This window comes from Afipia sp. DC4300-2b1, assembly GCF_049895725.1.
Taxonomy (GTDB): domain Bacteria; phylum Pseudomonadota; class Alphaproteobacteria; order Rhizobiales; family Xanthobacteraceae; genus Afipia; species Afipia broomeae.
Genome location: NZ_JAFCSX010000002.1, coordinates 114,093 through 138,970 on the forward strand (window position 1 = coordinate 114,093; position 24,878 = coordinate 138,970).

Below are 24,878 nucleotides of genomic sequence, written 5' to 3' on the forward strand. Positions count from 1 at the left end.
ATCCGATGCAGGTTCTGTGCATGCTATGCTGAACGCAAGGAGAGTTTGAGATGGCGATGGAATTGTATGTCCTATCCGACCATCGACTGGAATCTATTGATGAGTGGCAACGGGCGATTGACGTAGGTGGCTTTCCGGTGCGGCTCTTCACGGGGCGGCCTTTCATCGAATTGAGCGGTATATTGCCGGTTCAACTCGGTGACAGGCAGACAGCATTCGAATGTGGTCACTGGGATCTGGGTGATCTAGTGGAAACCTATACCGACATCGATTTCGGCCATCGCTGGAAATATACCCTCGCGTTTCGCTGGACTGGAAATCCCTATGAAGGGATCGCCGCTTACATGGCGGGTAGTGCATATGCCAAGGCGACCGGTGGCGTCGTTTTCGATTGCGAGGAAGGAAAGATCATCTCGCCGGAGCGCGCAGGCGAAATTGCAGGAGAACTCGAACGCGACATTCCGATGATCGAGGAGGCGCTGCGGCGGATGACTGAGAAGCTTCGGAAGTAAGGGGAAATATGCTGGGAAAGAAAAAAGGCCGCGCTTTCGCCCGGCCTTCTGTTCCCGGTGGATGCACGGGTCAAGCCCGGGCATGACGTTGAGGTTATTGCGGATCAGAAAGCCTTGTTGCTTTCCTTCACCGCTTCCGCCTCGACATAGACCTGTCCGCCCATCTTGACGAACTTCTCGCTCATCTGCGCCATGCCGTCGGCGATCACGCCCGAGATCGTCATGCCGACGCCGGGGAGCTTGCCGTCGAGATTGAGCGCGGCCTTCTCGTTGTCACCGAGGGTCGCCGCGTAGTCGCGCACGTCCTGCGTGATCTTCATCGAGCAGAACTTCGGTCCGCACATCGAGCAGAAATGCGCGACCTTGTGCGCTTCCTTCGGCAGCGTTTCGTCGTGATAGCTGCGTGCGGTATCCGGATCGAGACCGAGGTTGAACTGGTCCTCCCAGCGGAAATCGAAGCGCGCGCGGCTCAGCGCGTCGTCACGGAGCTGCGCCGCCGGATGGCCCTTGGCGAGATCGGAGGCGTGTGCCGCGATCTTGTAGGTGATGACGCCGACTTTCACGTCATCTCTGTTCGGCAGGCCGAGATGCTCCTTCGGCGTGACGTAGCAGAGCATCGCACAGCCGAACCAGCCGATCATCGCGGCACCAATGCCCGACGTGATGTGATCATAGCCCGGCGCGATGTCCGTGGTCAGCGGCCCGAGCGTATAGAACGGCGCTTCGCCGCACTCCTTGAGCTGCTTGTCCATGTTGATCTTGATCTTGTGCATCGGCACATGGCCGGGGCCTTCGATCATCACCTGGCAGCCCTTGTCCCACGCGATCCTGGTAAGTTCGCCGAGTGTTTCGAGTTCTGCGAACTGCGCGCGGTCGTTGGCGTCGGCGATCGAGCCGGGACGCAGGCCGTCGCCGAGCGAGAACGAGACGTCATACTTGCGCATGAGGTCGCAGATTTCCTCGAAGTGGGTGTAGAGGAAGCTCTCCTTGTGATGGGCGAGGCACCACTTCGCCATGATCGAGCCGCCGCGCGAGACGATGCCGGTGACGCGGTTGGCGGTGAGATGGATGTAGGGCAGGCGCACGCCGGCATGGATGGTGAAATAATCCACGCCCTGTTCGCACTGCTCGATCAGCGTGTCCTTGTAGAGTTCCCAGGTCAGCTTGACCGGATCGCCGTCGCATTTCTCCAGCGCCTGATAGATCGGCACGGTGCCGATCGGAATCGGCGCGTTGCGGAGAATCCATTCGCGGGTGGTGTGGATGTTGCGGCCGGTGGAGAGGTCCATCACGGTGTCCGCGCCCCAGCGGATCGCCCACACCATCTTGTCGACTTCTTCCTCGACCGATGACGTCACGGCGGAGTTGCCGATGTTGGCGTTGATCTTGGTCAGGAAGTTGCGGCCGATGATCATCGGCTCGAGTTCGGCGTGATTGATGTTGCAGGGGATGATGGCGCGGCCGCGCGCGATCTCGCTGCGCACGAATTCGGGGGTGATGAAGGCGGGAATGTCGGCGCCGAAGCTCTCGCCGTCCTTCAGGGCGGCTTCCGCGCGCTCCAACTGCTGCTTGCGCCCGAGGTTCTCGCGCGCCGCGACGTAGATCATTTCCTTGGTGATGATGCCCTTGCGCGCGAATTCAAGCTGCGTGATCGGCGCATCGCCGACGCCGCGGATCGGCTTGTGGTGCGCCTTGAAGGCGGCAGCCGCATGGGAGGCGCCGACATTGCCGTTGTCTTCCGGCTTGATCTGGCGGCCTTCATATTCCTCGACGCCGCCGCGTTCCTTCACCCATGCAAGGCGATTGCGCGCCAGACCGGCGTTGACGTCGATGATGACGTTCGGGTCGGTGTAGGGGCCGGAGGTATCGTATACGGGCAGATTGGGCTCACCCGCGCCCTCGGACAGAATAATCTCGCGCAGGGGGACGCGCAGGTCCGCCGCCTCGTCGGGCGTCACGTAGATCTTGCGCGACGACGTCAGACCGCCGGTGGTGACGGCGGGCTTGATGTCGGCCGTGTTGATTTGTTTGTTCATGGCGTCCTCCTTTGAAGGATGTCTCAGGCAACTTCTGGATAATCGGTGAGCCAGGCGCGCACGCGCGCGTCCGGATCGGCGTTCTGGGTGACGTCGCTGACGACGGCGATGGAATTGGCGCCCGCCGCAAAAATATCGCGGGCCTGTTCGAGCTTGATACCGCCGATCGCGACCAGCGGAATGTCGCCGATATCGAGCTTCCACGCGGTGATGCGCTCGATGCCCTGCGGCGCGAAGCGCATCGCCTTCAGGGTGGTCGGAAAGATCGGGCCGAGCGCGATGTAGTCCGGCTTTTGCCGGAGCGCGTTGTCGAGTTCGTCTTCATCGTGCGTGGAAATGCCGAGTGTCAGCCCGGCGCGGCGGATCGCAGGAACGTCGGCCTCCGCGAGGTCTTCCTGGCCGAGATGCAGATGCTGCGCGCCTGCGTCGATCGCCGCGCGCCAGTAGTCGTTCACCACGAGCCTGGTCGGCGTGCCCTCGGTGACGGCGAGGGCTTCCTTCACGATGGCGAGCGCCGCCGCGTTGTCGAGATCCTTCGCGCGCAACTGAATGGTGCCGGCGCCAAGTTTCGTCAGCCGCGCGACCCACGCGACGCTGTCGACCACGGGATAAAAGCGATCAGGATACGGCATGCCAGAATGGTGTCCCAACGACAGGGGTTGACGGAGAAGCGAAATCGCGCGCGCCCATCAGCCCCGCTTCGTATCCCGCGCGGCCGGCTTCGGCGGCGAGACGGAAGGCGTTGCCCATGGCGACAGGATCGTCGGCCTTGGCGATGGCGGTGTTGAGCAGCACGGCGTCATAGCCGAGCTCGAACGCTTCAGCCGCATGCGACGGCGCGCCGATGCCGGCGTCGACTACGAGCGTGATGTCGGGGAAGCGGGCGCGCAGCAGCTTCAGCGCATCGCGGTTGGTGATGCCGCGTGCGCTGCCGATCGGAGAGGCCCACGGCATCACAACCTTGCATCCGGCATCGACCAGGCGCGAGGCGACGCTGAGATCCTCGGTGCAGTAGGGAAACACCTCGAAGCCGTCCTTGATCAGGATGGACGCTGCCTCGACAAGTCCGACCACGTCGGGTTGCAGTGTCTCGTCGTCGGCGATCACTTCCAGCTTGATCCACGGCGTGCTGAACAGTTCGCGCGCGAGCTTTGCCGTGGTCACGGCTTCGCGCACGCTCTTGCAGCCGGCGGTGTTCGGCAGCACGGTGACTTTCAGCTCGCGGATCAGCGACCAGAACTGGTCGCCGGTCTTGCCGCCTGCGGTTTCGCGGCGCACCGACACGGTGACGATTTCGCTGCCGGCGGCGCGGATCGCGTCCTGCATGATCTTCGGTGACGGATAGAGCGCGCTGCCGATCAGCAGGCGCGAGGAGAATTCGCGGTCGTAGAATTTCAGCATGGGGCGTGCCTCGCGCGACTCCCTCCCCCCTTGCGGGGGAGGGTTGGGGAGGGGGGTGAGCTGCAAGGACGGTGGTTGTGATACCCCCACCCCCGACCCCTCCCCACAAGGGGGAGGGGAGCGGATGGTGCGAGCCTTCGCGGAGACGACGTGGAGAGATTTTTCATTTCATCCCCCCTGCCGGGGCGTGAGGATTTCCACTGAATCATTGTCGTTCAGCGCCGTCTCGGCCCAGCGCGCGCGTGGCACCACGTCGTAGTTCACCGCGACGGCCAGATGCGTGCCTTCATATTCAAGTTCAGCCAGCAGCGCGTCGACGCGCGTGGCCTTGGTCTCGACCCGTTCGCCGTTTACGATCAGAAACATTGGACGCTCACGAACATTGCATCACCTCGTTATCGATGGCGCCGCGCTCGACATAGGCGAGCGTCAGTTCGGCAAGGGCAGGCGCCAGCAGGAAGCCGTGGCGATAAAGCCCGTTGACGGAAATGCGCTTCGCGTCGATCGCGATGCGCGGCAGGTTGTCAGGGAAAGCCGGGCGCAGGCCCGCGCCGATCTCGACGATGCGCGCCTCGGCGAAGGCCGGATGCACCGCATAGGCCGCCGTGAGCAGTTCCAGCGCGGAGCGCACGCTGACGCCGGTGTCTTCGGCTTCGACAGTGGTTGCGCCGATCATGAAGCGGTTGCCGTCGCGCGGAATGATGTAGAGCGGCCAGCGCGGATGTATCAGCCGCACCGGGCGCGACAGTTGCACCTCCGGCGTCTCGATGATCACCATCTCGCCCTTGACGCCGCGCAGATCGCGCGTGCCAGATTCTCGTGCTGCAAGTCCGCGGCAATCGATCACGATGCCGTTTTTGATTTCTTGGGCGATCTTGTCGGGCTCGCAGTCGCTCTGGAATTTGATCGCGGCGCCCGCTTCGGCAAGCTTGGCATGCAGCTTCGGCAATACGGCGCGCGGCTCGATATGGCCTTCGCCGGCAAAGAACAGCGCTTCGCGAAAGCGGCCGTCGAGCGACGGCTCGAGTTCTGCAATGCCGGATGCATCGAGACGTTCATGATCGGTGGTGAGCTTGGCGAAACGCTCAAAGTCCGTGCGGTCGCGCGGATGCGATACCACGAGCGAGCCGTTGAACGGTGTCTCGGGAATCTGCTCGCGCCACAGATCGAGCGAGCGGATGCCAAGCCGCGTGATGACGGGTTCGGAGCTTTCGCGCTCGCACCACGGCGCCAGCATGCCGCCAGCCAGATGGCTGGTGGCCTGCGTCATCGCGGCGTCACCGCGCTCGTGCAGAGTGACGTCATAACCCGCGCGCGCGAATAGCAATGCCTGCCATGACCCGGCAATGCCCGCACCGATAATATTGACGGAAGATTCCCCTCGCGGAGATGTGGCTTTCTGTAACATCCCTGTCCCTTCGCCGGCATGACCCGGATCAGGTTCAAAGGGTCACCGCGCATCACGCGGTATCTCAGCTCCACGCCGGAGCCCCCCTCGGAACATCAATACGATAGACCCGATGATCCGGGGTTTCAATGGCCGGAGCCCCGACGTGGCATGGCTTTTCCGCATCGTGGGAAAGCGTTTCCGCATTTCGCATCGCAAAGATTGGCGCACAACGCCGCAGGTAAGGGTTCGTTGACCTTGCCGGGGCGCGATTTTGAGGCCGTTCCACGCCGGTTTCCGGGGCCCGAGTTTACCCGGAATTATGCCGCCGGTGGTTAGGTCGCGGAAACAGGTTCCGCGCTTCAGGATCAATAATGAGCATCGCCGGTCTCGATCACATCGGGCACAAGCCAGGCACGGCCGGGAAAACCCTCGGGCAGGTGCCGGCATGGCTGTGGTTCGGTGCCGGGCTGTTTCTGTTGTTCGTGATCGGCGGCAATCGTGCGCTTCAGGATGCAGACACCTACTGGCAGATCGTGGTCGGGCAATCGATCATCGATCATCGCGCGCTGCCGCAGACCGACGTCTATTCGTTCACGCGATTTGGCGCGCCGTGGATGTCGTCGTCCTGGCTGGCGCAGGTTCTCTATGCCGCCTCATACGCGATGGCCGGCTGGGCCGGGCCTGTGATCCTTGCCGCGCTCGGAACGGCGGCGGCATTCGCGCTGCTGGTCCATACTCTGTGCCGGTATTTTTCGGCGGCGCATGCGATCATCGTGGCGATGGCCGCGGTGCTGATGTCCGCGCATCATTTCGTCGCGCGCCCGCATCTGCTGGCGCTGCCGGTGATGGTGGCGTGGGTTTACGGTCTGGTGAAGGCCAGCGATGCGCGCAGCGCGCCGTCACTCCGGCTGCTGCCGCTCATTATACTGTGGGCGAACCTGCACGGCGGCTTCGTGCTCGGGCTGGCTCTGATCGCGCCGTTTGCGCTCGATGCGCTGTGGAATGCGGAGGCGTCGCAACGAGTCTCGCTGGCATTGCGATGGATGGCATTCGGCATCTGTGCGCTGGTTGCAAGCTGGATCACGCCCTACGGCTGGAACTCGCTGCTGGCGGCGCGCCAGATCCTCGATCTCGGCGATGCGATGCCGCTGATCGCCGAATGGCAGCCTGCGGATTTCGGCAGTCTCGGTGTGTTCGAGGTCTGCCTGCTGGCTGCGGTGGCCGCGGCGCTCTGGCGCGGCATCGTGCTGTCGCCGCCGCGCATTCTGCTGGTGCTCGGCCTGCTGCACATGGCACTCTCGCACAACCGCAATATCGAAGTGTTCGCGCTGCTGACGCCGCTGGTGGTTGCGGGTCCGCTCGCTGCGCAGCTCGGAAGAGCTGAAGCCGTTGCGCGGACAAGAAGCTGGATCGGCGTTGTCGCTGTTGTTCTGGGTGTCGTGGTGGCGACCACGGCCTTTGCCGTGAGCCACGCCTTTTCACCGATGGCTGCACAGACACCGGCTGCCGCGGTCGATGTGCTGAAGGCGCGCAAGGCATCGCGAATTCTCCACAACGCCGGCTTCGGCGGCTATCTCATCACGCAGGGCATTCCGACCTTCTTCGACGGACGCGGCGAACTTTATGGTGCGCCGTTCCTCGTCAAGACGTTCGATGCGCTCGCGCTCCGGGACGTCGACGGATTTCTCGGCCTGCTCGACAGTTACAAGATCGACGCGACGCTGCTGACGCCGGACACGCCTGCGGCCGGACTTCTCGACCGGCTCGATGGCTGGCAGCGCATCCATACCGACGGCATCGCCGTCGTCCATGTGCGCAAGTCCGGCACGGCCAATCCAGCAATCAAACCGGAAGGCGCTGCGCGATGACCGCACAGGCAATCGACGCAGCACCGGCGGAGCGCTGCACCCTGCCGCTGTGGGTCGGCCTTATCGTCTATGCCGTGCTGCTGAGCACCGGCAACCGGCTGCTGATCGATCCCGATACATTCTGGCAGGTCGCGGTCGGACAGTGGATGGTCGATCACCGCACGGTGCCGCTGACCGATGTGTATTCGTTCACGATGCAGGGTCAGCCATGGATGTCGACGCAATGGCTGGCGCAGGTGATCTTCAGCCAGGTCCATGGATGGTTCGGCTGGGCGGGGCTTGTCGCGCTGACGGCGCTGGCGATCGCCGTGACCTACATGTTGCTGACGCGGTTCCTGGTCCGTTATTTCGGCGACACGCCGGTGATGATCCTGCTTCCGGTATCGTTCCTCATCGGACTGCCGCATTTCTACGCGCGGCCGCATGCGCTGGCGCTGCCGGTGATGGTGGCGTGGGTTGCGGCATTGCTGTCGGCGGCTGAGCGGCGGCAAGCGCCGCCGTTCGTCTTGGTCCTGCTGATGACGCTGTGGGCGAACCTGCACGGCGGTTTCGTTCTCGGTCTCATGCTGATCGGCCCGATCGCGCTGGATGCGGTGCTGAACGCCGAAGCTCCGGCGCGGCTGCGGCTGTTGCTGCGCTGGTTTGTGTTCGGTCTGGTTGCGCTCGCAGCGAGCTGCCTCACGCCCTATGGCTGGAATTCGCTGCTGGCGGCGCGCGCCATTCTCAATCTCGGCGAAGCGCTCACCCTGATCCGCGAATGGGCGCCGGCCGATTTCAGTTTCCTCGGTCCGCTGGAGGCCGGGACGCTGCTGATCATCGTGCTTGCGTTCCTCAAGGGCGTGAAGCTGCCCTTGATGCGCACCGTGCTGTTCGTCGGTTTACTGTACATGGCGCTGGCCCACATCCGCAACGCGGACGTCTTTGCCCTGCTGGGGCCGATGGTGGTCGCGGCGCCGCTCGCCGCGCAATTCGGCGGGCGAAACGGCGAGGCGGGCCTGACCTTTCCGCAGTCTCCGGGCATCGCGTCAGCACTGACCGTTGTGCTGATGGCCGGCATGACGGTGGCGGCGCTTGCCATCGGCCACTATCGCCCGGCGGAAAACATGTCACCGGCCGCGGCGGTGCAGGCGCTGAAACAGCATCAGGCGAAGCGGGTGTTCAACGATTACGACTTCGGCGGCTACCTGATCTCGCAGGGTGTCGCGCCCTATATCGACGGACGCACGGAATTGTACGGTGAGAAATTCGTGGTCGAGCACAGCGCGGCGAGGGGCCTGCGCGATCCGGCAAGCTTCTTCGACCTGCTGGAGCGCCACAAGATCGACGCGACGCTGCTGCGCAAAAAGACGCCGGGCGCGCAACTGCTCGACCAGATCGACGGCTGGCGCAAGGTCTTCGCCGACGACGATGTCGTCGTTCATGTCCGCGACGCGAATGCGCGTCATACCGTCCAGCCCAACGTCAAACCGCCTGAAGGCGCAGCGCGATGACGGCGCAGGCCAGCGATGCTCCGGCAAGGTGGTTGTCGTTGCCGCTGGTGACGGGCGTCTGCGTCTACGCGGGACTGCTTGCGCTCGGCAACCGGATGCTGGCGGATCCCGACACGTTCTGGCAGATCAAGGTCGGCCAGTGGATTCTCGATAGCGCCGCCGTTCCGCAAGCCGACATCTTTTCCTTCACGATGCAAGGCCAGCCGTGGATCTCGACGCAGTGGCTGGCACAGGCCTGTTACGCGCTCGCTTTCTCGGTCGCGGGCTGGGCCGGACCCGTCGTCCTGACCGCCGCGTCGATCGCGGCGGCATTTGCAATGCTCGCGCGGTTTCTCGAACGTCGTCTGGATACGTTCGTCGTGCTCATTCTTCTGCTGGCAGCGCTCGCGATAGCGTCGCCGCATTTTCTGGTGCGGCCGCACGCGCTCGCCATGCCGGTGATGGTGGCCTGGGTGATGGGCTTGATCGCGACGGCAGACCGCGGCGGTGTGCCGTCGTTCTGGCTGCTGCCGCTCATGACCCTTTGGGCAAACCTTCACGGCAGTTTCATTTTCGGCCTCGTGCTGATCGGGGCGATCGCACTCGATGCCATGATGAGGGTGGAGCGGCCTGCGCGCGTGAAGTTATTGCTGCGCTGGTTCGTGTTCGGTCTCGTCGCGCTCGCGGCGAGCTGCATCACGCCCTATGGCTGGAATTCGCTGCTCGCGGCCCGCAACATTCTCAATCTCGGCGCTGCGCTGTCGATGATCACCGAATGGCGTCCGGCGGACTTCACGCGCTTCGGTACTTTCGAGGGCGTTCTGCTGCTTGGGCTGGGAGCGATCCTGTTCAAAGGATTGAAGCTCCCCTGGATGCGGATCGCGCTGACGCTCGGGCTGCTTCACATGGCGCTGGCGAGCGCGCGCAATGCCACCGTGCTGGCGCTGCTGTTGCCGATCGTGCTGGCTGCGCCACTGGCTGCGCGTTTCGCGCAGGTGGCGATATTGCCGACGAACGGCACACGGCTACGGTCGACGGTTGCAATGGCGGCGCTGGTGCCGGTTATCGCGATAACAGGATTTGCGATGGCGACCGGCCGATACGCGCCACCGTCCGGCATTGCGCCGGCCGTTGCGGTATTGAAGGAGCGCGGCGTATCGCGGGTGCTGAACGATTACGATTTCGGCGGCTATCTGATCTGGTCGGGAGTGCCCGTCGCGATCGACGGGCGAACCGAATTGTATGGCGAGCGCTTCATGGTGGATGTCGATCGCGCCATGACTCTGAAGAGACCCGACGCGCTGTTCGATATGCTCAAGTCATACCGCATAGACGCCACCCTGTTATGGCGGCGGACACCCGCCGCGCAACTGCTCGATCATGTCGACGGCTGGAAGAAAGTTTTCGCCGACGACAATGTCGTGGCGCATGTGCGCGATCCATCGGCGCGTCATTCGGCCGAGCCGGAAATAAAGCCGGCTTCAAACTGAAGCCGGCCTGCTTTCTTATCAGTGATGGTGGCGATGATGACGATGCCGCCGCGCGGGCAGCACCTGCGCGTTCGCGTCGAACGGCGTGATCGATGGTTCGGCCTGCGCCTGAGGCTGCTGGCGCGGCAGAAGGCCCTGACGTTTCGCCGCATAGTAATAGCCGCCTGCATAATAGGAGACCGCGCGGTTGTGATTGCCGCCCGCCGCCTGATACGCGCCGGCGAGATACTTCACGGCGTAGGTGAGGTTGGTGTCGGGATCGAGCAGGCCTTGCGCTGTACCGGTGTAGCCAAGGCTGCGCGCGGTCGCGAGCTTGATCTGCATCATGCCGTAATTGCCCTTGCTGACGGCGCGGGGATTGTAGCGGCTCTCGCGCACGATCACGCGATGCACGAGTTCCGCGGGAACTCCGTTTGCGGCGGCGTGACTGGCGACCATCGACTCGTAGTTGGCGCGCTGCGCGCTGGCGGGATGAATCAGCATCATCGCCGCGGCTGCGGCGAGCAAGACTCGTTTCATGATGTAAATCCTCAGCAATGAATTTTTGGAGATGGGTTCAGCGCGGGCACTCTGTGCAGGCGCGACGACTGGCCCGGCTCAACGGCCATGGGCGCAAGCGGTTCCAGTGCGGAGCAAATGTGGAGAGAACGTGTCGCGAGTGTTAACGCGGGAACTCGCAGGAATTAACGCTCTGATATGAGCAGCTTGCAGCTATGCGAACATGGGGATGAGCTATGCGCCGGCGATTGCGCCGTTCACGGCTGCAAATTCGGCAGCGATGTCACCGCGACACTGATTGAACCTTCCGCTTCCGCGATGATCCGCAGCGTGCTGGAGTCGAATGCAATGCTGCCGAGGCGCACACTCGACACCGATGCTTCGACACGAATGCCTTCATCGTTCTTGCGGAAATCCGAGACGATCGCCGAAATTTTCTGCTGCGCGTTCGCAGCGAATGTCTTCAGATCGATGGTGGCGCGCTGCTCGAGCGCGCGTTGCAGATATGGGATCGCCGGGCGCGCAGCGGCCCCTAACAGGCCGAATGCGGAATCGGATTCGACCGCGAGTTCGAGATCGGTCAGCCGCAGGATCTGTTGCGCCTGATCCAGCACCGGGCGGCCCCAGATGTGTATCGTGGCTTCGCCGCCGAGGCCTAACCAGCTCTTCTTCTCCCTGGCGTTGACGAGCAGCGAGATCAGGAGCCGCTGACCGGCGGCGGCAACGCTCGCGCTTTTCACCGTGACATCGACCGAGCCGCTGCCGTCTTCAGGAAACGTGCGGCCCTTCAACTGCGTCGCGATGATCTTGCTGACTTCGGTGAAGGGCAGATCGATCGGCACGCCGATGGCGATGCGGCCGCGATCTGGCGGCGGCACAATGTCGAGATTTGCCGGGAACGGGCAATCCGGCTTGGTCTCGGCGGGAAGCACGCGTGTCTCCGCCTGCAGGCCGAGCATGAAGTTCACCGAGTTGGGATCGATGCGCGGCTGGGCCGCCATCGCGCGCACCGGCCGCATCTCCAGCCAGAGCGTCGGCATTCCCACCGCCGCCGGAGGCAGGGGTATCGAACGGCAAAGTTTCGCCCATTCGCGCCGCGCATTCTGTTCGAGCGAGCGATCATTTCGCAGCCGCGCCTGCAACTGCGCCATCTGCTCGTTGACCGTCTTGTCGATCACCGGCTTGACCTGTGCAGGCACCGCGACTTTCGCGCCTGCGATAGTGAGACTGCTTTCGCCGAGTGTCACCTGTGCGGTCAGCTTCGGATCGATCCGCCACTCCCGCAGGACTTCGGGCTTTGAGGTGATCGCGACATTGCCGTGGATCGCGGCATTCGCATTCAATTGTTTGATATTCACACTGCCGAGCTGCTTGACGGCGTTGCTGCCGAGCACGTTCCCCAGCGCATTGCCGAGCGCCGTGCCGCTTGCCGCCGACAGCGAGCCAAGCACGGTCAGCTTGCCGTCGAGCGGTGTCGACAGCGACAGCGCGTTCTGCACGCCGCTTGCGGCGATCGGCCCGCGCGTCACCGTCCAGTTGATGTCGGCATTCTGGAGAATCTGGCTGACGGGATTGTCCGCCTTGCCGCCGAGATTGCGCGGCGCGGCGCGGTCGAGCCCGTCGCGGAGCGCGGCGATCGAGATGGAAATCGGTGTCAGGATTTCGGAATTGCGCGAGACCGGCGGGAGCGGCGGCAGCTTCGCCAGCACCGGCTTCTCAACTGTCGTCGGCCAGAACCTGTTCATCGCATAAAGACTGGCGGCGAACGATGCGACGAGCACCGCCAACCCGAGCAGGATGAATTTCAAGCGCATAGCGACTCCGGCAGCATCATGACAACGATGCTACAGGCGGTGTCCGCGGCACGCCACCCCGCGTGAGGCAGCGGTATGGATCAACCTATCGGAGCAACTCTTTCGGCAGCTTGTCCTTCGGTGTGCCCGGCAGCTTTTTCTGCAAGGCAGGGACTGCGGGCTGGCCGGGACGCGGTACTGCTGATGGCACCTGCGGAATGCCGAGACGGTTCGGCACACCGAGCCGGTTGAAAATCCCCCCCGGACCTTGCATCGCCGGCGCACTCGGCACCGCGGATGGCCGCTGCAATCCGCCCGGCACGCCAGGTTGCGGTTGAAGCGCGGGCCGGTTCGCGAGGCCCGGCTGGCTCGGAAGCGCCGGCCTTGACCCCAACTGACCCGGTGTGCCGGGTGCTCTTTGCAGTCCGCCCTGGTTCGGCAAACCGGGGCGCCCCGGTTGGCCAGTGCCCGGCTGCAAATTGCCGCGCTGTCCCGGCGGGTTTTGCAGGCCCGGCCGCCCCGGCTGGCCAGGTTGATTCAGGCCCGGACGATTTGGCTGCCGGGGCTGATTGCGCAGGCCTGGCTGGTTCGGCTGTCCCGGCCTGTTGTTCAGGCCGGGCTGGTTGATGCCGCCGCGTTGACCCGGCTGATTCAGGCCGGGGCGCTGGCCGGGCTGATTGAGTCCGCCGCGCTGCGGAGCGTTCGGATTGAAGCCGGGCCGTCCGAAGGCCGGCGGACGATTCGGATTTTGCAGACGGAAGTTGCGCTGCTCCACCACAACCCGCCGTCCGATGTCCTGCATGGTGTGAACGCGCTGCATGAAGCCGCGATCGCGCGCGATCATCTGCGCGGACATCACCATCGGCATCGCGGACATGCGCATGCCGAAGCCCGGCACCATCGTGCCGCGCACGGTGAAGCCGCTCGCAGCCTGGGTCAGCATGCCGAGCGGCGCGCCGTCGCGCGCCCTGACCTCGATGCGGCCGACCTTGCCGTCGGCGTCGGGATAAAGCTTGATCCCCACATTGTTGGCATTAGCCATGGACGCAGCGCCTTCGGGCACTTCGACGACGCCGGTCGTGCCGCGAATGCCGAGCGTTGCGGTCGGCGTTTCGATCTTCATGTCGCCGGTCTTGGCAACCGCAGCAGCAACGAAGGCCATGGTGCCGCGCGTGACGTTCAGAAGCGCCGCGTTATCCTTGGACCCTTCCTGGTAGACGAAATTGTCCACGGCCACGCGCGAGCTTGCGGAGAGATTGAGCGTGGTGTCATCGCTGAACGTGACGCCGAGCGTTGAGTTCTTGCCGGTCTGAAGAACGTCGCCCTTGAAGATGTCGTCTTGCAGTTTCAGCGGACCGGTCATGCCGCCGCGCGTGACGGTTGCGGTGCCTTTGAGGATGGCGACATTGCCGGCGGGTTCGTCGCTGGCCTGCTGGGACGGATCTGCCGCAGGCTGATCGGCTGGAGCGGACGGCGTTGTTTGCGCGGACGGTGCGGACGAATCCGCCGGCGCCGGGGCGGGGCTCGCCGGTTGTGCGGGTGCGGCCTGTGCGAACTGGATGATGCGTTCTGCATGGGCGGGCGCAAGGGCGAGGCCGCACAGCATCGATGCAACGAGCAGGGCAGAGCGCATCAACATATTCACCTGCTCGGGGAGCAATCTGAAAGGCGGCACAATGGCATCATTTTTGACAGCCCTCGCAGGGCGATGCAACGCCACGCGCTCTGGCAGCCGGATTTTTCATTGCAATTGTGATGCGAAAGAGGTGGCGGTTCAAACCCCGCGCGTCATCGCTCGGGCGCGATCGTGCCGCCGGCGCGACGCCAGGCCTCGATGCCGCCCTGGATATGGCGGGCCGTGGTAAGTCCGGCTTCCTGTGCGGCCTGCACGGCCATCGCGGAGCGTTCGCCGAACGCGCAATAGAACAGCAACTGATTGCTGGTGGACGTGCCGAGCTGGTGAAGGACGCCGCCCGGTTTCACATTGTCTTCGAGAGCAGGGTAAGGCGCATGCAGCGAGCCCGGAATGACGCCGTGCTTCTCGCGCTCGCGCCGTTCGCGCAGATCGATAAGCACGACGTCGGACCGGCCGGCCATATCTTTGGCTTGCGATGCCGTAAGCGCCCAGCCGCGCCGCGCGACTTCGTCCTGTGCCAGACCCATATGCAGGTTGGCCGGCACCGCCACATCCATCATCTTCGGATTCGGCAGGTGCAGGCTGTTCATCAGGTCGACGTATTGATCGACCGACTTGACCTGCAGCCGCGGGTTACAGGCTTTTTCCTCGCCGATGGTCGAGACGGTGTCGCCCTTATAGTCGTGCGCCGGAAAGATGAGCGTCTGGTCGGGCAGCTTCAGCAGGCGGCCGAAGATCGACTCGTATTGCGCGCGCGGGTCACCGTTCTGGAAATCGGTGCGGCCGGTGCCGCGAATGAGCAGCGTGTCGCCGGTGAAAACCCGATCGGGCAGGATGAAGCTGTAGGAATCATCGGTGTGGCCCGGCGTGTAGAGCACATCGAGGCTGAGGCCCTCGATGTCGATCTTGTCGCCGTCGGAGACGCGCATCGACACGACATCGACGCCGCTCTGCTCGCCCATCACGGTGATGCAATGGGTCTTGTCGCGCAGCGCGCCGAGGCCGGTGATGTGGTCGGCGTGGATATGCGTATCGACCGCCTTGATCAGCTTGAGATCGAGGTCGTGCAGAAGCTGGATGTAACGGTCGACCTTCTCCAGCACCGGATCGATGATCAGTGCTTCGCCGCCGCGGCGGCTCGCAAGAAGATAGGTGTAAGTGCTGGAAACGCTGTCGAAGAGCTGACGGAAAATCATGGAACCATGATTGCAGATTCCTGTGAGCGATCAAGGGTGGACCGCGTCACTCAATCTGACGATCCGCTTGGCGGACAATATCTCTAGAACATGCCCAGCACGATCGCGCCGACCAGAATAAACGACGCATACGCTGCAACGACGCTCAGAGGTCCGACGATGGTCATGGGGAATCTCCCTTGGCTCAACGCTGGGTCATGTAACGCGGACGCTACCAAGACGTTCCCCCTTCAAAAAAGTCAGACCTGCTGACGGATCATCGGCCGCGGCGCGCCAACATGGTTAAAAAACCTTGAATAACAATGCGTTGAAGAGTCTTTAATTATCTTCGGTGAACTTGCGCGGATGACGCGTGGAGTGAGTTGGTTCGTCGTCGGCTCCCTTGTCCTTGTTGCGCTGGCGGGTTGCGGCCGCGGTTTCATGACCGCCGAACGCGAACCCTGGCGGGCTGAGGCGGAGAAGGCGTGCCTGAAATCCGGTGCGGTCAAGGAGACTGCCGATCTCGTCCGCATCGATCCGATTTCCGGCCCTGGCGCGTGCGGAGCTGAATTCCCGCTGAAAGTGGCGGCACTCGGCGAGCCGATGAGCAGCCTCGGTTACGCCGACGACCTGCGTCCGCCCGGCAGCATCGGCAATCAGCCGCGCTGGCCTGCATCGCAGCCGCAGTCTCCGTCCTATCAGCCGTCCTATTCGTCGTCGCAGCCGCCATCCTATCCATCATCATCTTATCCGTCGCAGCAGCCGTATCCGGCGGCGCGTTCGCCGTCGTTTCCAGAGCAGGCCGGTGCGCCGATGCGGTTGAATGCGCCGGGAACAGAGCCGCCGGATGAGGAAGATCTGGCGGGGGCTCCTGACTCCGCGTCGCCGACCATCAGCCGCCCGCAAACCCGCGCGCCCTATGCCGCGCAGCCTTATCCTCCCGCGAGCCAGCCTTACACGCCGCCGCGTCTCGGCCCTTCGCGGGGCTCGCCGGTGAACGGGTTCGGCGCTGTTGCGGTGAAGCCAGCGGCAACGCTGGCGTGCCCGATCGTCTCGGCGCTCGACCGCTGGCTGGCGGACGCGGTTCAGCCTGCGGCGCAGCGCTGGTTCGGCTCGCCGGTCGCGGAGATCAAGCAGATTTCGGCCTACTCATGCCGCGGCATGAACGGCAATTCGCGCGCGCATATTTCGGAGCATGCGTTCGGCAACGCGCTCGACATCGCCTCGTTCACGCTGGCGGACGGGCGGCGCATCTCGGTCAAGGATGGCTGGAAAGGTTTACCGGAAGAGCAGGGCTTCCTGCGCGATGTGCAGGCCGCCGCGTGCCAGCAGTTCAACACCGTGCTGGCGCCGGGATCGAACGTCTATCACTACGATCACATTCACGTCGATCTGATGCGCCGCGCCAGCGGACGCATCATCTGCCAGCCTGCGGCTGTGTCCGGCGAAGAAATCGCGGCGCGCGCGGCACCACGCGGCTATGCGCTGCGCGATGGCGGCGTCACCGGCTCGATCGGGCAGCGTGTGAAGCGGATGTTCGCGCGCGGTCCGCTGTCGAAGGAAGACCAAGAGTCGATCGAAGACGAATCCCGCGTCAGGGAGCGCTGACTAGCTTTGAATTGGCGGCTGCAGACTTCGCAGCAATGCCACGAGCTGACTTTGTTGCCGGGTCTGGGTCTTGCGGAAGACATTCTCCAGATAGGTCCGCATCGTGCTATAGGCAACGCCGGTATCTTCCGCCGCTTCCCTGACGGATCGTCCCGATGCAAGTGAAGCTGCGAGACTGGCTTCGCGCGCCGTAAATCCGAACAGATTACGCGTCTGCAGCTCGAATCCTGCCTGCACATCCAGATTGATTTCGCGTACGAAAATGGCGGCGCAAGGCTGAAGAAAAGGCCCGCCATTTAGGTTGGTCTCGGCCAGCGGGCCGATCGACATAGAAAGATTTATTGGTCTCAAAGCGTTTCCGCTGCGGATCATGAGGTCCCCGCCGGTGCCGGAAATGACACCATCCGTCGCGCGGCAGGCGTCAACGATCATCCTATGAAGCGCCGACATGCTTTCGGCATTGTTTGATATCAGGTGTCCTGAGACTTGCGTAAGGAGGCTGCCGGGGCGTGCCATGATTTTTTCTGCCGCCACATTTGACGCAATGATGCGCATGTATGCATCCACGACAATCGCGCCGAACGGCAAATGCGAAAACGCAGATGCCAGCGGTTGCATAGACTTGAATTGCCGGCTGATCTTCGTGGCGCGCACAAGATGCGGTGCGAGGTATTGAAGCAACTCCACGTCGTTCGCGTCAAATTTATCCTGATGACGTCCGCGCTGCACGTCGAACATCCAGAATGATGGCCCGGAGATCATCAGTTTACTGGCGATGCCGCCGTACATATCCTGCGGCGCCATCCATTCATTCCAGAACCTGCTCTTTTTCAGAGCTTCTCCCGCAATATCGTGGTCATGGTAGATGGTGCCGACCGGCACTACGCCGACTGCATCGAGCAGCGGATTTGCAAGGCTAGCCAGTTCATCAATATAGATCTGATGGAACTTCGAATCAAAACTGGTGCTGATAGAGTCGTTAGGCTGGAGATCCGGTCCGATCCTGGCGAGGCAGGCTTTGGAGCCATGAAACAAATTACAGAGACTGTCGACGGTATCAGGCCATTTGCTCAGGTCGTAAGCGCCCTCGTAAATATCAGCGATGACGCGAGACAAAAGCTCCGGTTGAATATCGATCATAAAAAACGCCCGCCAGAATTCCAAAATAACAATCGGTGGTTTGGTTGATGCGATCAAGCTGTTGCGTGCTGAAATTCGCGGCTGACCGGTATGCGGTGTGATCGGGAACTTTTGCACGACGAACTTTTTGGCCGATGAGAAAACGGTTCCACGAGTAAAAAAGCCCGGCACGAAGCCGGGCTTTTGATGTGATTTTGAAAATTCGATCGTCTTAGAAATTAGTATGCGGCGAAGTGATAGTTCAATCCGGCGCGAATGATGTGACCGGTATTTTTATAGCTGATAACGCCGGTCTCAGGAGGGCCGCCGACGGGGAGCAAGTTCACGTCAGAGTTGCCCAAATCATAGTAGAGATACTCAGCTTTGACGGACCAGTTCGGCATGAATATGTGTTCGACGCCGCCACCCGCAGTCCAGCCCGCTTTCCATGCATTTTCGCTTCCAGCGAGTGCCGAGGCTCCAGGCACGGAGAAGATTTGTGCAGTGGACTGGACGTGGCCGTAAGCAAGACCGCCAGTCACATAGAGCAAGGTATTGTCGATTGCGTAGCCTAACCGGGCGCGAACTGTGCCAATGGCGTCAAGCTTGCGATCGAAGGTCGTCGTTGTGACGCCAGGTCCCTGGGTTACAGCCACGGTGTCGCGGAGGCTGGAATACATCAAGTCGGCTTCCCCACCGACAACAACGCGGTCGTATTGGCGGTTGCAGCCGATGGTGCCGCCCACAACGGCACCGTCCGGATCGCTCGCAAGCCGGGTAGGCACGTTGCCGAGGAGAATCGAGGTGTCCAGACCGGGGCTTGTCGCTCTGATACGCGGGTCACTATCAGATCCACCGGTTCCGGGCGTATAGCCTGCGGTGACACCGATATAGCACTTGTTCCAAGGCAAATAGGCGATCGGTGCTGCTTTGTAATATGGCCGGGCAGGCAGATCAGCGGAGTCAGCCTGGCCTGAGATGAGAAGGGCTCCAGTGAGAGCAATGGCAGATGCAAATTTCATTTTCATTCTCGCTTCCAATTCCATGTCGGGAACGTAGCGACTCAATGCGAAGAAAAAACAAGGAACTGAGCGGAACCCGGTTTTGCTTTTCTCGTGTTGCGCGACTGCACACGACTTGCTGAACAGCCCATCAAACACCGGCATTTGCTGAGGAAGTTCACCGGCAAATGCCGGGTATCGACTCCAATTTTCGCGACCTGATTCATTAGAACAGACGCGCGCGAAGCGTTGCGCATGTCCAGCACGGTGATTCTCGCTGGCTCTCTGAAACGATTCCGCCTTGCTCAGTTCTTAGCACGATAGCCGGCGAGGAAAACTCGCGTGGCGCTGTCGACCACCGTTGCGATTTCCTTTTTTGTCGGGGCAGGCTTGACCTGAAAGACGTAAGGCTGAAACAGCGTCGCCTGGCACATCATCATGAACTGTGCACCAGCGAGATAGCAGTCGTCGATTGCAAGCTCCCCGGCTTTGACCCGCGCTGCAAGATAATCGCCGAGCAGGCGCATGGTGTGGGCGATAACGTGATCATAGAAACGCCTGCCGACATCCGGCATCCGTTCCGCGATGGCCATCACGGTTCTGACCGCTGAACCGCCATCCGGGCGGCACACGATTTCCAGATAGGCGCGGCCGAATGCGCGCAGGCTGGTTTCGGCATCCTGCGCCGGGTCGAAGTTGAACGCCTTCTTGCCGTGCTCGAGACTTTCCTGTTCGACGATGGCCTCGAAAAGCCGGTTCTTGTCGGTGAAATAGACGTAGAGCGTGCCTTTGGAGACGCCAGCGGCGCGGGCGATCTCGTTCATGCTGGCGCCGTCGAAACCCAGATCCATGAAAACACGCCGTGCGCCATCCATGATCTGATGGCGCTTCGCGCTGTCTTCGTCGCCGGACGCGACCGTCAGGTGGCTCTGTGTAACCATTTGTTTAGTCTGTTTTTTCGTTCCGCTGTGGATCGCGCCGCCGGAAAGAATACGGGAACCCGTAATGCGGTATCCAAGTATCGCCTTAAAATACATTTGACCGAACCGTTCGGTCAATGATAATTTTGTCGCAGGCCGGGTTGCCGCTATCGGCGCCGGGCGTGTGTTTGAGTTTAGAATTTAAGGAAATAGTGATGGCTGTGCCTGCCCGAGACCAGGTCGCAAGGGTTGTCCACCCCAAGCCTGATGCATCCGACACCGATGCATCGCACGCCGTTCCGGCGGCGGAGATCGAGCAGCGTTCACGTCCTGCGGAGCAGCCGGCCCCCGACGCGCCGGTGGCGGATGGATCGGATGATGCCGTCGGGCAATCCGCCAAACCGAAATCCAAAACCCGCAAAAGGGTTCTGGTCGGCGTCGGCGCGGTTGCTGCGCTTGCCGGCATCTATTTCGGCTACCACTACATGGTCATCGGCCGTTACATGGTGACCACCGACGACGCCTATGTGCGCGCCAACAACTCCACCATGGGCGCGAAGATCGCCGGGCACATTTCCAAGGTGATGGTGGGCGATAACGCGCGCGTCGGCGCGGGCAATGTCCTCTTTATGATCGATGACGGCGACTATCAACTGGCTGTCGAAAGCGCGCGCGCCAAGGTCGCGACGCAGGAAGCCACCATCGAGCGCATCGGCCGCCAGATCGCAGCCCAGCAGAGCCAGGTCGATCAGGCCAGGGCACAGCTCGTTTCGGCCGAGGCCGGGATCAAGCGCGCGCAGTCTGACTTTGAACGTCAGGAATCGCTGAGCACGAAGGGCTTCGCATCCAAGGCGACCTTCGACGTTTCGCAGGCCGGTCGCGATCAGGCCGTTGCCGCGGTGCAGGCCGCGCGGGCCACGCTTGAAGCCGCGGAAACGCAGGTCGACGTCATCAAGTCGCAGAAGGCTGAAGCTGAAGGCCAGTTGCAGGAACTGCGCGCGGCGCTCGCGAAGGCGGTGCGCGATCTTTCCTTTACGGTGGTGCGTGCGCCGGTTGACGGAATTTTCTCCAACCGCATTGTCAACGTCGGCGATTATGTGCAGCCGGGCCAGCGGCTCGCCAACATCGTACCGATCGATGACGTTTATATCGACGCCAACTACAAGGAAACGCAGCTCGGCCGCCTGAAAGCGGGGCAGCCGGTTTCGATCACGGTCGATGCGGTGTCGGGTCGCACCATCAACGGCGTTGTCGACAGCCTCGCGCCGGCCTCGGGCTCGGTGTTCACGCTGCTGCCGCCGGACAACGCCACCGGCAATTTCACCAAGGTGGTGCAGCGCGTGCCAGTCCGCATCCGCGTGCCGTTCTCGGTGGCGCGCGAAAACCTGCTGCGGCCCGGCATGTCGGTGATCACGACGGTGAACACCAAGCCAAACCCGGACCACGTCGATCCGATCGCGGCGCGATAACAGCACAAGGTCCCGCATCGCGGGCCTTTAGGACAACGTGATGTCGTCAAACACCGCATCGCCTACCATGGACGGCATTCCGGCGTCGCCGGCCGTTCCTGAGACGATCAGCACGCGGCGGCTGATCGCGTTCCTCATCATGGTGTTCGGGATGTTCATGTCGATTCTGGACATCCAGATCGTCTCGGCATCGCTATCCGACATTCAGGCTGGCCTTTCGGCAAGCTCCAGCGAAGTCTCCTGGGTCCAGACCGCATATTTGATCGCCGAAGTGATCGCGATCCCGCTTTCGGGTTTTCTGTCGCGCGCACTCGGCACGCGACTTCTTTTTGCGATCTCCGCTGCCGGTTTCACCGCGGCGAGCTTCATGTGCGGCCTGACATCGACCATCGAGCAGATGATCCTCTGGCGCGCGGTTCAGGGTTTTCTCGGCGCGGGCATGATTCCGACGGTGTTCGCGTCGGCCTACACGATCTTTCCCCGTTCCAAGATGCCGATGGTGACGCCGATCATCGGCCTTGTGGCGACGCTGGCGCCGACGGTCGGCCCGACGGTCGGCGGTTACATCACCGACGTGATGTCATGGCACTGGCTGTTCTTTATCAACATCGTTCCCGGCATCGGCATCACCATTGGTGTGTGGATGCTGGTTGATTTCGACAAGCCGAACTTCAAGCTGCTCGAGAAATTCGACTGGTGGGGGCTGGCATCGATGGCCGGTTTTCTCGGCGCGCTGGAATATGTGCTCGAGGAGGGCCCGCAATACGACTGGTTTCAGGACCCTTCGGTGTTCTGGATGGGCATCGTCTGCGCGTTCTCGGCGGTCGTCTTCTTCTGGCGCGTGCTGAGGGTCAAGGAACCGATTGTCGACATCCGGGCCTTCACCGACCGGAATTTTGCGCTTGGCAGCATGTTCTCGTTCTGCGTTGGCATCGGGCTGTACGGGCTCACCTACATCTATCCCCGTTATCTCGCGGAAGTGCGCGGCTACAGCGCCTTGATGATCGGCGAGACGATGTTCGTTTCCGGCATTGCAATGTTCGCCACCGCGCCGCTGGTCGGAAAGCTGATGACCAAGGTGGATCTGCGCTATCTGATCGCGGCCGGCCTCATCATCTTTGCCATCGGTTCCTGGCAGATGACCTGGATCACGCGCGATTACGATTTCTACGAATTGCTGTGGCCGCAGGTCTTCCGCGGTGTCGGCATGATGCTGGCGATGGTCCCGGTGAACAATATCGCGCTGGGTACGCTGCCGCCTGACCGCCTCAAGAACGCCTCCGGACTTTTCAACCTGACGCGCAACCTCGGCGGCGCGGTGGGTCTTGCGATCATCAACACGGTGCTCGATCACCGGACCGATCTGCATATTTCGCGGCTTCATGATCGCGTGACATGGGGCAACGCGATGGCGGTCGAGACGCTCAATATGCTGACGCAGAAATTCCAGGGCGCGGGCAATGCTTCGCTGATGGCGATGAAGCAGCTGTCGCAGATCGTGCACCGGCAGGCTGTGGTGATGAGCTTCGGCGACGCCTTCTTCATGCTGACGTGCTTCTATCTCGTGCTGAGCACGCTGGTCTTCTTTGTCCGCAAACCCAACGTGATGGGACCGCCGCCGGACGCGCATTGAAGATCGCCGGCAGCCGTGGCAAACACGGTACGGTATCTCAATGACACGAGTGGCGAATGAGTTTCATCAGCGGCGTCGGACTGACCGCATTCGGAAAACATGAAGGCCGCTCGACGCTCGATCTGATGACCGAGGCGGCCGAGGACGCGCTGTCGGATGCAGGCCTCAGGCGTGCGGATATCGACGGTCTGTTGACCGGGTACTCCACCACCATGCCGCACCTGATGCTGGCGACCGTGTTCGCCGAGCACTTCGGTGTGCGGCCGTCTTATGCCCACGCCATTCAGGTCGGCGGCGCCACGGGTCTGGCAATGGCGATGCTGGCGCATGAACTGGTCGAGGCGGGGGTCGCCAAAACAATTATGGTTGTCGCGGGCGAGAACCGTCTGACCGGACAGGCGCGCGACTCGGCGATGAGCACGCTGGCTCAGGTCGGCCATCCCGACTACGAGGTGCCGCTCGGCCCGACCATCCCGGCCTATTACGGATTGCTCGCCTCGCGTTACATGCACGACTACGGCCTGACGCAGGCCGACATGGCGGAATTCGCGGTCTTGATGCGCAACCACGCGATGCTGCATCCCGGCGCGCAGTTTCACGATCCGATCACGGTGGCCGATGTGATGGCCTCGCGCGAAATATCCTCACCGCTGAAACTGCTCGATTGCTGTCCGGTGTCGGACGGCGGCGCGGCCTTTATCGTCAGCCGCGAGCCGACGAGTGACCATCATGTGCGCGTATTGGGCTGCGGGCAGGCGCATCTGCATCAGCACGTGACGGCGGCGAAATCGTTGTCCGATGTCGGTGCGGCAGTCGCGCTGAAGCGGGCGCAGGACAAGGCGGGCGTCGCTCTGAGCAATATCAGGTATGCCGGCATCTATGACAGCTTCACCATCACGCTGGCGATCCTGATCGAGGAGCTTGGCCTCGCGCAGCGCGGCGAGTCCGCCGCGCGTGCGCGCGGCGGCGATTTCGGCATCAACGGTGCGCTTCCGCTTAATACCCATGGCGGACTGTTGAGTTACGGTCACTGCGGCTGCGGCGGTGCGATGGCGCATCTGGTCGAGACGCAATTGCAGATGACGGGAAGGGCAGGGCAACGGCAGGTGCGCGACGCATCGCTGGCGCTGTTGCATGGCGATGGTGGCGTGATGTCATCCCATGTCAGCATGTTTCTGGAGCGGGTGCGATGAGCGAAGCAGCAGAACTCAAAGGCTGGACCGACGGAGCTGACGCGATCCTTTATCAGTCATGCGGCGCGTGCCGCCATCTCTGGTACTTCCGCCGTGCGTTCTGTCCGTCGTGCGCAGACGCGTCGCCGCAGACTCACAAGGCAAGCGGCAAGGGTGTGGTTTATTCCACGACAATCGTTCGCCGCGCGGCGACGCCGGACGCTAAGGCGCACGTGCCATATGCGATCCTGCTGGTCGATATGGCGGAAGGCTTTCGCATGATGGCGCATGGCGACATTGATTTGTGCATTGGATATCAAGTCGTCGCGGAATTCAGGCCCTTTACCGGCCTGCGCACGCCGTATTTCGTCAGAGCGTAGATGTTGCTTTTCACCTCTCCCCGTTTACGGGGAGAGGTCGCGAACGAAGTGAGCGGGTGAGGGGCTGTGTTTGGGGCATGTTGAAAATGCCCCTCACCCCAACCATCTCCCCGCAAGTGCGGGGAGAGGGAGAAGAGATGCGACGTGTCGTCGCGCGGACATTGCCGAATTTCAATCAGCCGGTACAAAATTTGCCGTAATTATTGCCCAAAACATCATCAGCGGCTCACGCAACGTTGAGTCAGCATTGCTCGAACGCGGGAGGATCGCATGGATTTGAAGTTTGCGTTTATCGCGACCCCGCGAGT

At 62.3% G+C, this 24,878-nt stretch carries 21 protein-coding genes and 1 riboswitch; of the genes, 9 read left to right on the forward strand and 12 right to left on the reverse strand.

Features of this window, described 5'->3' with window-relative positions; translation table 11 throughout:
- Positions 1 to 50 precede the first annotated feature (50 nt).
- Positions 51 to 512, forward strand: a complete 462-nt coding sequence (locus ACP7AL_RS07265) for a hypothetical protein (protein ID WP_425990215.1) — start codon at positions 51 to 53, stop codon at positions 510 to 512.
- Between the two features lie 104 nt (positions 513 to 616).
- Here ACP7AL_RS07265 and thiC read toward each other — a convergent pair whose 3' ends face one another.
- The 5 genes from thiC to ACP7AL_RS07290 form a co-directional block, all read right to left on the reverse strand.
- Positions 617 to 2,548, reverse strand: coding sequence for a phosphomethylpyrimidine synthase ThiC (thiC, locus tag ACP7AL_RS07270; protein ID WP_425990217.1), 1,932 nt, complete (start codon positions 2,546 to 2,548; stop codon positions 617 to 619).
- A 23-nt stretch (positions 2,549 to 2,571) separates the two neighbouring features.
- On the reverse strand, positions 2,572 to 3,180 hold the full coding sequence (locus ACP7AL_RS07275; RefSeq protein ID WP_425990219.1) for a thiamine phosphate synthase: 609 nt from the start codon (positions 3,178 to 3,180) through the stop codon (positions 2,572 to 2,574).
- A complete protein-coding gene (locus ACP7AL_RS07280) occupies positions 3,167 to 3,949 on the reverse strand; it encodes a thiazole synthase (RefSeq protein ID WP_425990221.1) in 783 nt (260 codons plus the stop codon). The genes ACP7AL_RS07275 and ACP7AL_RS07280 overlap by 14 nt, the downstream gene beginning before the upstream one ends.
- A 168-nt stretch (positions 3,950 to 4,117) precedes the next feature.
- Positions 4,118 to 4,315, reverse strand: coding sequence for a sulfur carrier protein ThiS (gene thiS / locus ACP7AL_RS07285; RefSeq protein ID WP_006021747.1), 198 nt, complete (start codon positions 4,313 to 4,315; stop codon positions 4,118 to 4,120).
- 7 nt (positions 4,316 to 4,322) lie between these two features.
- Positions 4,323 to 5,357, reverse strand: a complete 1,035-nt coding sequence (locus tag ACP7AL_RS07290) for an FAD-dependent oxidoreductase (protein WP_425990223.1) — start codon at positions 5,355 to 5,357, stop codon at positions 4,323 to 4,325.
- Positions 5,346 to 5,455, reverse strand: a riboswitch (TPP riboswitch). It overlaps the preceding gene by 12 nt.
- 255 nt (positions 5,456 to 5,710) lie before the next feature.
- On the opposite strand from ACP7AL_RS07290, the gene ACP7AL_RS07295 reads away from it, so the two are divergent.
- From ACP7AL_RS07295 to ACP7AL_RS07305, 3 genes are read left to right on the forward strand one after another with little or no spacing between them, the layout of a single operon-like run.
- Positions 5,711 to 7,207, forward strand: a complete 1,497-nt coding sequence (locus ACP7AL_RS07295; RefSeq protein WP_425990225.1) for a hypothetical protein — start codon at positions 5,711 to 5,713, stop codon at positions 7,205 to 7,207.
- A complete protein-coding gene (locus ACP7AL_RS07300) occupies positions 7,204 to 8,697 on the forward strand; it encodes a hypothetical protein (protein ID WP_425990227.1) in 1,494 nt (497 codons plus the stop codon). The genes ACP7AL_RS07295 and ACP7AL_RS07300 overlap by 4 nt, the downstream gene beginning before the upstream one ends.
- On the forward strand, positions 8,694 to 10,166 hold the full coding sequence (locus ACP7AL_RS07305) for a hypothetical protein (protein WP_425990229.1): 1,473 nt from the start codon (positions 8,694 to 8,696) through the stop codon (positions 10,164 to 10,166). The genes ACP7AL_RS07300 and ACP7AL_RS07305 overlap by 4 nt, the downstream gene beginning before the upstream one ends.
- Positions 10,167 to 10,184: 18 nt before the next feature.
- On the opposite strand, the gene ACP7AL_RS07310 is transcribed toward ACP7AL_RS07305, so the two are convergent.
- From ACP7AL_RS07310 to ACP7AL_RS07325, 4 genes are all read right to left on the reverse strand, one after another.
- The gene (locus ACP7AL_RS07310) at positions 10,185 to 10,685 is read right to left on the reverse strand and encodes a transglycosylase SLT domain-containing protein (protein ID WP_425990231.1); all 501 of its coding nucleotides are present in this window, start codon (positions 10,683 to 10,685) and stop codon (positions 10,185 to 10,187) included.
- Between the two features lie 236 nt (positions 10,686 to 10,921).
- Positions 10,922 to 12,478 carry a DUF4403 family protein gene (locus ACP7AL_RS07315; RefSeq protein WP_425990233.1) on the reverse strand — a complete coding sequence of 519 codons (1,557 nt, stop codon included), beginning with the start codon at positions 12,476 to 12,478 and terminating at the stop codon, positions 10,922 to 10,924.
- A gap of 85 nt (positions 12,479 to 12,563) precedes the next feature.
- A complete protein-coding gene (locus ACP7AL_RS07320; protein WP_425990235.1) occupies positions 12,564 to 14,090 on the reverse strand; it encodes a FecR domain-containing protein in 1,527 nt (508 codons plus the stop codon).
- 155 nt (positions 14,091 to 14,245) lie between these two features.
- Complete coding sequence (locus ACP7AL_RS07325; protein ID WP_425990237.1) at positions 14,246 to 15,289, reverse strand: MBL fold metallo-hydrolase; 1,044 nt, start codon at positions 15,287 to 15,289, stop codon at positions 14,246 to 14,248.
- A 345-nt stretch (positions 15,290 to 15,634) separates the two neighbouring features.
- On the opposite strand from ACP7AL_RS07325, the gene ACP7AL_RS07330 reads away from it, so the two are divergent.
- Positions 15,635 to 16,876: an extensin family protein gene (locus ACP7AL_RS07330; protein ID WP_425990239.1), complete on the forward strand. Its 1,242-nt coding sequence runs from the start codon at positions 15,635 to 15,637 to the stop codon at positions 16,874 to 16,876.
- Here the strand turns inward: ACP7AL_RS07330 and ACP7AL_RS07335 are convergent, their stop codons facing one another.
- The 3 genes from ACP7AL_RS07335 to ACP7AL_RS07345 all read right to left on the reverse strand — a co-directional run bounded on the left by ACP7AL_RS07335 (position 16,877) and on the right by ACP7AL_RS07345 (position 19,937).
- On the reverse strand, positions 16,877 to 18,187 hold the full coding sequence (locus ACP7AL_RS07335) for a helix-turn-helix transcriptional regulator (protein WP_425990241.1): 1,311 nt from the start codon (positions 18,185 to 18,187) through the stop codon (positions 16,877 to 16,879).
- Between the two features lie 47 nt (positions 18,188 to 18,234).
- Positions 18,235 to 19,161 carry an outer membrane protein gene (locus ACP7AL_RS07340; protein ID WP_425990243.1) on the reverse strand — a complete coding sequence of 309 codons (927 nt, stop codon included), beginning with the start codon at positions 19,159 to 19,161 and terminating at the stop codon, positions 18,235 to 18,237.
- A gap of 140 nt (positions 19,162 to 19,301) precedes the next feature.
- The gene (locus ACP7AL_RS07345; protein WP_425990246.1) at positions 19,302 to 19,937 is read right to left on the reverse strand and encodes a TetR/AcrR family transcriptional regulator; all 636 of its coding nucleotides are present in this window, start codon (positions 19,935 to 19,937) and stop codon (positions 19,302 to 19,304) included.
- A 194-nt stretch (positions 19,938 to 20,131) separates the two neighbouring features.
- On the opposite strand from ACP7AL_RS07345, the gene ACP7AL_RS07350 reads away from it, so the two are divergent.
- From ACP7AL_RS07350 to ACP7AL_RS07365, 4 genes are read left to right on the forward strand one after another with little or no spacing between them, the layout of a single operon-like run.
- Entirely contained in the window at positions 20,132 to 21,385 is a 1,254-nt protein-coding gene (locus ACP7AL_RS07350) for an HlyD family secretion protein (protein WP_425990248.1), read from the forward strand.
- Between the two features lie 40 nt (positions 21,386 to 21,425).
- Positions 21,426 to 23,018, forward strand: coding sequence for a DHA2 family efflux MFS transporter permease subunit (locus ACP7AL_RS07355; protein ID WP_425990250.1), 1,593 nt, complete (start codon positions 21,426 to 21,428; stop codon positions 23,016 to 23,018).
- A 56-nt stretch (positions 23,019 to 23,074) separates the two neighbouring features.
- Positions 23,075 to 24,211 carry a thiolase family protein gene (locus ACP7AL_RS07360; protein WP_425990252.1) on the forward strand — a complete coding sequence of 379 codons (1,137 nt, stop codon included), beginning with the start codon at positions 23,075 to 23,077 and terminating at the stop codon, positions 24,209 to 24,211.
- Complete coding sequence (locus ACP7AL_RS07365) at positions 24,208 to 24,570, forward strand: Zn-ribbon domain-containing OB-fold protein (protein ID WP_425990254.1); 363 nt, start codon at positions 24,208 to 24,210, stop codon at positions 24,568 to 24,570. Before ACP7AL_RS07360 ends, ACP7AL_RS07365 begins: the two co-directional genes overlap by 4 nt.
- The last annotated feature ends 308 nt before the right edge of the window (positions 24,571 to 24,878 follow it).